Below are 9,535 nucleotides of genomic sequence, written 5' to 3' on the forward strand. Positions count from 1 at the left end.
GTTTGTACTGATAGTACAAACCATTGATTTTATTGATTATTTTTTATTTTTTCTCTTGCATATTTGAAACTTCGTGCGAGTATTTTAGAAAACGCAGGAGTTCAAAATGACCAAGTTGAAGACCATTTGTTTTGCTGTAATTACAGCCGCGCTCGCGGGTTGCGCTGCTACGCCTCGACACTATGACGACGAATCGTCCCGCGCACTGAATCTGGCCCGTGCCGGCGGCGTCTACGACCAGGACCTACGGGATTCACCAGACGGGACGCGCTCGTATCGAAAGGGTTTGTTGGTAAGCGCCCTCGACCTGGCCAGTCTGGCCACCTCATTAGATGCGCCACTCCGTCATCTTACGGGCACCCAGACCCTGCTATTTAACGCCACCGATATCATGATGACGCCGGACAACCCTTCTGCACGACCCAGCCTGATTGGCTGGATGCCGGAATCACTGGCGGCGAACGAGGATGACGCCTATGACCACTATGTTGCCGTCGTTGATGAGGCCATCACCCAAGCCGCCGAATCGATGGCAATTACGGCAACGAAACTCACAGACGTTAAGACGCCGGAGATTGACGGGTACCCACTCATGCTGTGGTCGGTAACAGCGGAGCGATATGGCTGTGCCGATAGCAACTGCATCATCGCCTACAACATCCAACAGCCAAATCACTGGAAGACACCAAGCTATGTCATCGGCGGTGAAGCAGCCAGTTACAACATCGCTGCCAACCACCCCGAGAAATACTCCCGACTGGTATTTCGACAGTCCGGCCATGAACCCACCTTTCCAGTAGATGAATTCTATCGCGCTGTCAGCGCCGGCATGCCTCCCTGGATAGTAATGTACTTTCCACCGAACACCGTGATCCACGACGGCGAGCCGCTCCCCTATCCGGTGCTGTATGAACAGGGCCAACAGCTGATGTTCAGGGAGCCCGACCATGAGTGACTGGCACGATGAACTCGAGTTGGCACTGCTGCCGCTGGAGGACCTGAGAGTCGATAGCGTCTACCTGACTTGTGTGATCAGCAATGCCCTGAGCGAGCGAGGCATTTTCCATCAATGCCGGATCGGATACGCGGAGGACCGACTGAGCCGAATGACCACCGCTCCCCATTGCTGGGTCGAGCTCGAACAGGGCTGGTGTATCGACCTTCGGCTCAGACAGTGGCTGGGCGATGAGGACGACCTCCCTCATGGCGTATTCCAGCCATCCGACTACCCGCGAGTTCGATATCAAGGCACGGCGTTGCTGGTTCCACGCCTGGACGTGGAAGATTTGAAGGCGATGACGAATGAGGTCTACAGCAAGGTGAAACTGCCGTGGCTGCCCGGGCAAGCCGCAGCGGCCTGATCCCGGGCAAAACTTGCATTTTCTCAGGTTCTGGTAGCTTCGAAGTAAAGAACTATCGGGGACTGAGGCCATGGTGAGAGTGGCAAAAACAGTAGCAGTGGGGCTCGCCGGGATCGGCGTTGTGGAACTCGCCTTTAGGGGTACCGATGCTGCGCTTTACGCATGGTATCTATTGTTCGCGCTCTGGATGGTCGCACTTTTCACTCGCTTCACACTAGCCGCAGTCGATGCTTACAAGACGGTTTTCGCCAAGGGACCCGATGGGGAAATGACGTTTCCTGAATTCGAACAAAAGATGGCGTCGTTCAGTCGAGGCAGTGATGAGGAGGCAACCGGCGCGAGCAACAAGGCAACTTCCGGCAATGGGAGCAATGGCGGTACAGAGGGTTTCATCGATGACGACAGAATCAACCAGATTTATCGAGCGGACGATCCGTTCGGGGAGTTTCTCGACTCTTGAGGTGGTTCCTTATGGGTACAGATCAGGAGAACCATAGGTTCGAACCCGGTAACGGCCACCAGAACCACCTAAACCAGACTGGTCAGAGAGAACCACTTATAACAGACTGAGGAACCGACGATGTTTATTCGAGCCTACCTTCGGGCATCCACGCAGGAACAGAATGCAGAGCGAGCCCGGGAGTCACTGGTACAGTTCGCAGCCAACCACGGTCAGCGTATTGCCGCTTTCTACGTGGAGAACGTGTCCGGCGCTACCCTGCACCGCCCCGAGCTGATGAAACTGATCGCAGATTCTGGTGAGGGCGACATCGTTCTGGTCGAACAAATTGATCGGCTGGCTCGCCTCAAACAGAGTGACTGGGACTCCCTCAAGCAAAAGCTGGCCGCCAAGCGGTTGGCCATCGTCTCCCCGGAATTACCAACCAGTTGGCTCGCCCTGGAAAAGAAAGACGATACCGGATTCACAGACTCCATTCTCCGGGCGGTCAACGCCATGATGCTCGACATGCTGGCTGCCGTGGCCCGCAAAGATTACGAAGACCGCCGGCGCCGGCAGTTCCAGGGCATCCATAAAGCAAAAACGGAGGGTAAGTACCAGGGGCGGCAGCCAGACCTGAAGCGCAGGCAACACATCGCCAGCCTTCTCAACAGCGGCCACAGCTACAACGAGATCCAGGAAATGCTGAGTTGCTCGCGGCACTTGATCGCGTCTGTCGCCAAAGAACAAAGACAGGCCGATGTGGTGGCCTGAGACCAACAAAGGGCCCTCAAAGGGTCATCAACTATTGGAGACCTGAATATGCTGAACCTATCTGCCACACTGATTGCATTCCTGAGCTTTGTCGCAGTCGTACTTTTTATCTGCGTTATGGCCTACCGCAACGCAGACCGTCTGGAAGCGTTTGCAGAGGGCAAATTCCGGAAAAGATCATCCCGCCACAATGGCGGACCGAAATAAATTTGGGGCAAACCGGTGTTCTTGACCAAAACGGGCAGTTTGAGAGCCGTGCCTACGGCGTCGTCCATGGCAGCATAATCGTGAAGTCGATATGAGGTTATGCACATGACGAACAAAACAGCCATGCTTCCCGACAGCTTTCTCCTTTTATTGGAAAAGGAAGAAAAGCGGAGGCAGCAGCGGGAGGACGCGGGGCTTCCGGCTCTCACAATACTGATCGACGCCGCCCAGAGTGGTGGTGGTCAGGCCCGACATATCCGGCGATTCCTTCTTGGCCTATATAATGCCAGTCGCTGGCCATTCGAGTTGAACCGGCTGAGGGCCTTGGATACCGAACTGCAACAGGCTGCCGTGCAGGTCCTGGAGCTGGATTGGAATGGCCGGGAAATTCACACCTATGTGCCAGGTGGTGACCAGCTGTTTCAGGCCTGGTGGGAGCGTGAATCAAAAGCGTGATAGATTTTCTGCCCTGTACAGGATTGAAACCTACCCAACCCCATATCGGGTGTTCTATCCCAGCACCAGGGAGCTGGGAAGATCCCTCGCTGTTCACGGCGACCTCGACACGGATACCGAGGTGACGGGTGACCATGCGGGACAGACCTACAGCCAGGGAGAAGCTGACGATAAGCTTTCACCAACGGAAAGACTCGTCATAGGCCGAACCTCCCGGATTGGTCAGCCGATATGCCAATAGGATATGCGCAGAGTTCTTATGAAACATTACTCAACTACACTTTCTATATTTTGTTTCTCAAACCAACTCTCAACCGTGTTCAGGGCTCCGGGAGAAAGCTGCTGGGTAAACAGAAGAGCGAGTCGTCTTTTTGGTCTAGAGCATGCAACGTAAAAAAGGTTTCTGTTATTTTCAAAAGTTGCGCGGTCCTTTTCGCTCAGCGTGTCCTGTTTGGGGACATTTTCGAGCATTTTCCCAAAATTGTATTTGTTCCAACCTCGGCCAACTATGACCAGAACATTTTCGAACTCAGCACCTTTTACACCATGTTTCGTCTCGAATGGCGAATGCCCCTCAAGGTAGTTGGTAACGGATATAATCTCCTGATATGGAATATCATGAAGTTTCCGTACCTCCATCAGTGAACGAGGCATTTCTTCCCCCTCTGATGGATCGAAAGTTTCGAGCCGCAGCTCTATCTTCTCCACTGCATCGGCAATCCGGGGAATTCGGAATTCCCGCAAATGCGCAACTACATCGGCGACAGTGCCAGTCTGTCGGATTTCGAGGAGGCGCGTCATGGAGTCCGACCAATCCTTTTTGTCAGCGGCCTTTAGTAAATAGCTTTTACTCGCCCCCAGCGCCGCGAACATCTCTCCATACCGTTTTGCTGCAAAAGCTCGACAAGCGGGCTCCAAGTGATCGACAAAGAACGCGATATGGGCCTGCTCCTTCTTCGTGAAGGAATTATTGTCCCGAAAAACGCTTGCTAAACTGCTATAGCCCTGCTGTTTACCTAGCGCCCGGTGAGTGAGCATGAGGATCTTAGTCCTTTCGGCCGACAGGTCCCAACCTGCTTTGGTGAGGCGGCTCTTTACTTCGGAGATTGTGTTGTTGGCAGCATCGTCCGGCAAATCGCCGCCGTAATGTGGCCCCTTGAGCCTGATACCCGGCCACTCGTTTGTATGGAATATACGCACCTCACCACGAACGTCTGGATCGAGGACGAACTGCTTGAGCTCCGGTCTCATACGGTTGAGACAATCGACAACGGCGGACGCAGACCGGAAATTGGCTTGCTTTCCTATCTCCGTTATCGTGGTGTCTACCAGCTCGCCGCAGCCATCTCCATAAATCTTTTGCCAGTGATCTCCGAAAAATCCGAATAGCGGCGGCCCGCCCTTGCCAAAAAAATGTTCGCGTATCGCTGCAATCCAATCTGCATTTGTATCTTGGTATTCGTCGATCAGGATGACTGGATACCGGTAACGAAAGATGTTTCTGAACTTCTCATAGCCAAGCAATCGTATGGTCAGGGGTAGAACATCGTTGTGGTGAATCGAGATAGCCTCGTCCGTGATGCCGCGATAGCCAAGTGAATATTCAATCCTCCGAGATCCTGGGCCACCAGCTTCTTTAAGACGTTCTTCCCATGGATCGCTAGACCATCCTTCAAGCTCCTGCAAGTGAACGCGCAACTGAGACTGAAAGCCGGAAATTACAGACCAGCAGAAGGCATGGATGGTGTCGCAGTGAATAAGCGGGCTGCGATCGGTCCGTGCCTTGATTTCTTCCTTTGCGACATTTGTAAAAGTAATGCAAGCAATACGCTGATTGAGGCGTAGAAGGCGTTCGCCTTCCCGTTTGATGAGGAACTGCAATGCTTTGACCAGCGAATAGGTCTTACCAGCCCCGGCACCCGCCTCCAGCTTGAAACTATTCGACTTCTCGATGGCTTCGCGAACCGCAGTAAGTGCGCGTTCGCTGGCTTCCTCGGCAGGTGATAACTCAGTCGGTTCAGTCATTGGCGGATTCCTCCGCAATATCCTCTGAGACAACAGTGGCTTCCGGTGGCACTGGGACGGTGGGTGGTGCTACGAAACCTCTGGCGAGCCAGGCAAGCCCGTCATTGATATATTTCGGAATGTTCCAGTCCGTATCGTCGATCGCGTATTGCAGAGCAAAAGCAGACTTCTTGAATGTTTCGGCTTTTGCAAGGGCATCCCCGGCGAGGGCTTCGGGCGTGTCGCCGTTTACCCCGAATTTTGCGCCATTTGCCAGCAGAAAAGCATCCTCGAAAGTTCTGCCGCAGGGACCATCATTCACTTCCCGGCATTGGTACGCGATCCTAATGCGCCCTCTGATTTGTTCTTCACCGGATTTTTCAAGCAGATCATTGGGAACGTTGGGCCCACCGCCAAACCATGAATTGATACAGGCATTGCTGGTGGCGTTTGCTTCATGCACGAGACACTTTTTTCCTCCGACGTCAGTGACAGGGTCAAGGTCGGTTACGATGAGCGTTTGCAGCTCCAGGAAATTTAAAAGATCGAAGAATTTATGCGCATAGGCACCTCCAACCTCCATGATGGTTAAGTACTGACTGCGAAGCTTCCGTCCCGACGTGTCGGCTTTGTCTCGCTTTTTGATCATGATTGGCAACATGAGCCGCTCGCTGGTGCCTTCGATCAGTATCGCTTTGTCCGCAAAGAACAGATCGCAGCGCGTCAGGGTAAGATACTGGTGGAGGAACTTCTTGTCTTCGGGCTTAGTGCTAGACATTCCTCGGCGCAGGTCCTTGATTTTGGTATTCCAGATGGTCGACCTATCATTGGCCGGTGAAGGCAGGAAATACCGGATCGATTCAAAATGCGCTTCGTTTGCGATATGAGACGAGTGAGTCGAAACCAGGAACTGGACAGGCCACTCCGGATCCTTTTCATGTTCCTTGTTTAACTTTTCGACGATCGCGCCAATCTGGCGAATAAAAACTTCCTGCATCTGGGGATGCAAATGAGCTTCTGGTTCCTCAATAAAGACGATGTGGACTCCGGGGGCGTGGGCCTGCGCCCGGAATTCACGATAAAAACTGACTATCTGTAGCAAGATAAATATCAGGTTTCGCATACCAAGCCCGTTATAGGATTCGGGCAAAAGGACGCCGCTATCCCCTTCGTAGCGGATCTTTGTATGGTTCGTCAGAAGACGATGAACATCGAGTGACGTCTCTGTCGTCAGCACGGATCCACCCAATCCAGGGTAGCCAAAGGTTTGCAAAGTAGGTAACAATTGTTGCAATTGGCTGCGAAAATCGCTGTCGATAGTTTCTTGAATTGTGCGAACAGCTTCCTCAAGCTGTTCGGCTATTTTGCGCTCCTTCTCATCCGCGGTATCCAGTGATGCGTTATTGAACAATCCTTCCAGCACCTTGGCGAGAACATCGCTTTCCTTGGTGGTGATATCGTCAAGGCCACGCTGTGCGTTGATAAAGCCTGTTTTTAGCAAGGTCCTGACGGCGGCCTGAGAACTTTCTTTACGATTCGACGCATCATTAGGGTCTTCCGCCCAGACTTTAATGCCGTACAGATTGTGGATGCGCGCAGCGATTTCACGAAAGAACAGTTTCCGTGTCGCATCAGTGATTTCTTCAGGAAGTCCGTCGAACAGTCGGTTGATCGCTCCATCCATCGGCTCAAATCGCATTACAACGAGAGCTTCATCGCATGCCATATCAAGATCGACTATAAATTCGCCGAGTGGTCCAAGTCGCGGCTGTGCAGAGTTATAACGGAAGAACAAGCGCAGTTCGATAATTGGAAGAAGCGTGCGTATTTCTGATTCCTCCTTTCCTTCTCTCTCCGCCTTGAACGCTGCGCAGAACTCCTCATAACACTCGGTTGAGAAATCTTGAAGGTAAAATGTCGCATTCTTGTCCGATGTGAATCGCCGAATGACTTCGGATAGGGATGTTTTGCCGCTGTTGTTCCTTCCCACAATTACAGAAGTCTCGCTTTCAAGAAAAAGTTCAACATCCCGAAGAAGACGGAAGTTCTTTATCTGTACGCGGTTTAGTTGCATAGTGCCTCCGTAGCGCGGCGCCGAAAATCTCTCAGTTCACCTGAGTTAACGTTCCACCTTCTCAATGGATCGAATGGCAGCGACTTGGAACCACTGGGCGCGCCCTGAAAACCATTTGGTCAGTGATGCCGTTACGCTGCTCATGTTATTCCCCCTCAGTTCCATTCGGCTTTTGTTTAATAAACGTAACCTCAAAGGCTTTACTCGACCGAAACTGCTGCAACCGGTTGGCAAACGCGAAGGCTTCATTCATCTCGTAGTGCTGAAAGATGTCCAACCCCCGATCCAGTGAAATCTTCCAGCCGTGGTCTGTAACGATATGACGCGCGTGAATGGTGCCGCTTTCGTCAAACTCCCAGGTGAAGTCTATGCCCACGGTGCGAGCGGATTCCTGAATCTTTTCGAAACTCTCGTCTTGCAGATCACCCTTGAACTCGTCCCGGACGGTGACGAGGTGAACCGCCACTTCATCTTCCTCGGCCTTGTTCTTCACGATGGCTTCGAGAAACTCCATGAAATTGCGGATCTGGTAGAAAAGCCGGATGTAGGGGTCTGTAACAGTGATCCTGCTGGCTCCTTTCAGGTAAGCGCCAAACAAGCCGTCGAATGAGATGCCCTTCTGATTTTCCTGGAAGGTCAGGTGCTTTTCTTTCAGTACGGGCTCGGGGGCATTCGGCTCTTTGGACTCGATACCTTTAACGTCCGCTGTTGGCTCGGGTTCTACTCCCTCGTCATCAGTTGTCGAGACCGTCTGGTGGTAGTAGCCTGGGTACTCTTCCTCCTCAAGTGTTGTGACCAGTATTTCCTGGCCTTGTTGATCCTGATAGGAAAATCGGACTTCACCGTAGGTGGTGTCGATCCGCTGTAACTGGTCCTTGACCCGCTTTCGCCCCTCGATGGCAAAACGCAGTACTTCTTCAACCTCATCCCTGGTTGCTCCGCCCTGGGGGAACAGGATCTTCATCAAGCCGGAAAATGTCTTGTTGATACCGTCCCGGTCACGGGTCGAGATATCCGAAGAGAGGGTAAAGTACTCCCGGTACTGATCGGAATAATCGTAGTTCCGCATCGAGCGCAGGATTTCTGCAAGGTAGTCCACCACGAAGCCATAGCCGTCGGAGAACATCTCGCCCCGGATGATATCGACCTCCCACCCGGGGATGTAGAAGTGGATTCGGTCCAGAAAGGCAGAATCGTAGAACTTGTCCGGCAGCTCATCGAACAGGTCCGAATGCTTCAGCATGTAAGGCACGGTATGCCGGGTGTTCCCCACGAACACCATGGACGCCTCGGCGCCCAGGGTTTCCACGCCCCGGGAGAAGGACTTGTTGGCCATGTAGTTCTTCATGATGTCGACCAGTGCTTTATCGACGCGTTTCTGCTTGCCGGCGAACTCGTCGAAGGCCACGCAATCCCAGTAGCCCACCAGGCCGATCTTGCCGCTGGAGTTATTCACAAACAGCTTGGGTACGGTGACTTCACCACCCGATACCAGGATCCCATGGGGCGAGAATTCGGAGTAAACGTGGGATTTACCCGTCCCCTTGGGGCCAAGTTCAATAAGGTTGTAGTTCCGCTCGCAAAACGGAATCAAGCGGACCAGTTGGGTTAGCTTGCTGCGCCGTCCGAACATCTCCGGGTTAAAGCCGATACTCTGGATCAGCAGGTCAATCCACTCATCGGTGCTGAACTGCTGCCGCGCGGCAACGTAGGCGTCGTAGTCGAAGTGAGATAGCTGAATCGGCTTGAGGGTGGACAGAATCCAGGGGCTGACGTTCTGGTCTTCAGAAAATACGTATTCGATGTCCGCAATGCACCAGACGCCGCTTACCAGCAGTTTGGGGTGGGCCTTCACGGTCCCCGAATCCACCAATACCTTCTTGATTCCCAGGTTGGAGAACTGCGCCTCGTAGGCATCCGTCTTCTCATTCAGGGCCACGCTGATCTTGTCGATGACCTTGTAGCGCCCCTTTTCCTTGATATTAGAGCGCACCAATCCGGCTTCATTACGGTGGACATAGTGCTTGGCGAGAATCTCCTTGACCGTTTCAATCCCGGTCTGAATCGTGGCCTCATCGCTGGTGGCGCAGTACTGGCCAAGCAGATACTCCAGCACATATGAGGGGACGATGGCGTTGCCCTTGACCGTTTTCACCAGGTCTTTGCGCACCACCAACCCGGGGAAGTGTTCGTTGATCTTTTGGTCAAGCGTGCTCATTG

Annotated in this window: 9 protein-coding genes; 6 read left to right on the plus strand and 3 right to left on the minus strand. The window is 52.9% G+C overall.

Features of this window, described 5'->3' with window-relative positions; genetic code table 11:
* Positions 1 to 106 precede the first annotated feature (106 nt).
* From ARC85_RS06450 to ARC85_RS06475, 6 genes are all read left to right on the plus strand, one after another.
* A complete protein-coding gene (locus ARC85_RS06450; protein WP_286714547.1) occupies positions 107 to 955 on the plus strand; it encodes a hypothetical protein in 849 nt (282 codons plus the stop codon).
* Positions 948 to 1,361: a hypothetical protein gene (locus ARC85_RS06455; protein ID WP_286714548.1), complete on the plus strand. Its 414-nt coding sequence runs from the start codon at positions 948 to 950 to the stop codon at positions 1,359 to 1,361. Before ARC85_RS06450 ends, ARC85_RS06455 begins: the two co-directional genes overlap by 8 nt.
* 70 nt (positions 1,362 to 1,431) lie before the next feature.
* Complete coding sequence (locus ARC85_RS06460; RefSeq protein WP_239296675.1) at positions 1,432 to 1,821, plus strand: hypothetical protein; 390 nt, start codon at positions 1,432 to 1,434, stop codon at positions 1,819 to 1,821.
* A gap of 120 nt (positions 1,822 to 1,941) precedes the next feature.
* Positions 1,942 to 2,574 carry a recombinase family protein gene (locus ARC85_RS06465; RefSeq protein ID WP_172515120.1) on the plus strand — a complete coding sequence of 211 codons (633 nt, stop codon included), beginning with the start codon at positions 1,942 to 1,944 and terminating at the stop codon, positions 2,572 to 2,574.
* 48 nt (positions 2,575 to 2,622) lie between these two features.
* Positions 2,623 to 2,781, plus strand: a complete 159-nt coding sequence (locus ARC85_RS06470) for a hypothetical protein (protein WP_273071540.1) — start codon at positions 2,623 to 2,625, stop codon at positions 2,779 to 2,781.
* 105 nt (positions 2,782 to 2,886) lie between these two features.
* On the plus strand, positions 2,887 to 3,237 hold the full coding sequence (locus ARC85_RS06475) for a DUF7673 family protein (protein ID WP_172515121.1): 351 nt from the start codon (positions 2,887 to 2,889) through the stop codon (positions 3,235 to 3,237).
* Between the two features lie 267 nt (positions 3,238 to 3,504).
* On the opposite strand, the gene ARC85_RS06480 is transcribed toward ARC85_RS06475, so the two are convergent.
* The 3 genes from ARC85_RS06480 to brxL all read right to left on the minus strand — a co-directional run bounded on the left by ARC85_RS06480 (position 3,505) and on the right by brxL (position 9,533).
* Entirely contained in the window at positions 3,505 to 5,262 is a 1,758-nt protein-coding gene (locus ARC85_RS06480) for a UvrD-helicase domain-containing protein (RefSeq protein WP_172515122.1), read from the minus strand.
* Positions 5,255 to 7,315 (minus strand): ATP-dependent nuclease, encoded by a 2,061-nt coding sequence (locus ARC85_RS06485; RefSeq protein ID WP_172515123.1) that lies wholly within the window; start codon positions 7,313 to 7,315, stop codon positions 5,255 to 5,257. The genes ARC85_RS06480 and ARC85_RS06485 overlap by 8 nt, the downstream gene beginning before the upstream one ends.
* 145 nt (positions 7,316 to 7,460) lie before the next feature.
* Positions 7,461 to 9,533: a BREX system Lon protease-like protein BrxL gene (brxL, locus tag ARC85_RS06490; RefSeq protein WP_286714549.1), complete on the minus strand. Its 2,073-nt coding sequence runs from the start codon at positions 9,531 to 9,533 to the stop codon at positions 7,461 to 7,463.
* Between the last annotated feature and the right edge of the window lie 2 nt (positions 9,534 to 9,535).

It is taken from the genome of Marinobacter sp. tcs-11 (assembly GCF_002049515.1).
Classification (GTDB): domain Bacteria; phylum Pseudomonadota; class Gammaproteobacteria; order Pseudomonadales; family Oleiphilaceae; genus Marinobacter; species Marinobacter nauticus.

Excerpts from the sequence above, each read along its gene's own strand:
- ARC85_RS06450 (WP_286714547.1), top strand. The coding sequence starts at position 107 with ATGACCAAGTTGAAGACCATTTGTTTTGCTGTAATTACAGCCGCGCTC.
- ARC85_RS06455 (WP_286714548.1), top strand. The coding sequence starts at position 948 with ATGAGTGACTGGCACGATGAACTCGAGTTGGCACTGCTGCCGCTGGAG.
- ARC85_RS06460 (WP_239296675.1), top strand. The coding sequence starts at position 1,432 with ATGGTGAGAGTGGCAAAAACAGTAGCAGTGGGGCTCGCCGGGATCGGC.
- ARC85_RS06465 (WP_172515120.1), top strand. The coding sequence starts at position 1,942 with ATGTTTATTCGAGCCTACCTTCGGGCATCCACGCAGGAACAGAATGCA.
- ARC85_RS06470 (WP_273071540.1), top strand. The coding sequence starts at position 2,623 with ATGCTGAACCTATCTGCCACACTGATTGCATTCCTGAGCTTTGTCGCA.
- ARC85_RS06475 (WP_172515121.1), top strand. The coding sequence starts at position 2,887 with ATGACGAACAAAACAGCCATGCTTCCCGACAGCTTTCTCCTTTTATTG.
- ARC85_RS06480 (WP_172515122.1), bottom strand. The coding sequence starts at position 5,262 with ATGACTGAACCGACTGAGTTATCACCTGCCGAGGAAGCCAGCGAACGC.
- ARC85_RS06485 (WP_172515123.1), bottom strand. The coding sequence starts at position 7,315 with ATGCAACTAAACCGCGTACAGATAAAGAACTTCCGTCTTCTTCGGGAT.
- brxL (WP_286714549.1), bottom strand. The coding sequence starts at position 9,533 with ATGAGCACGCTTGACCAAAAGATCAACGAACACTTCCCCGGGTTGGTG.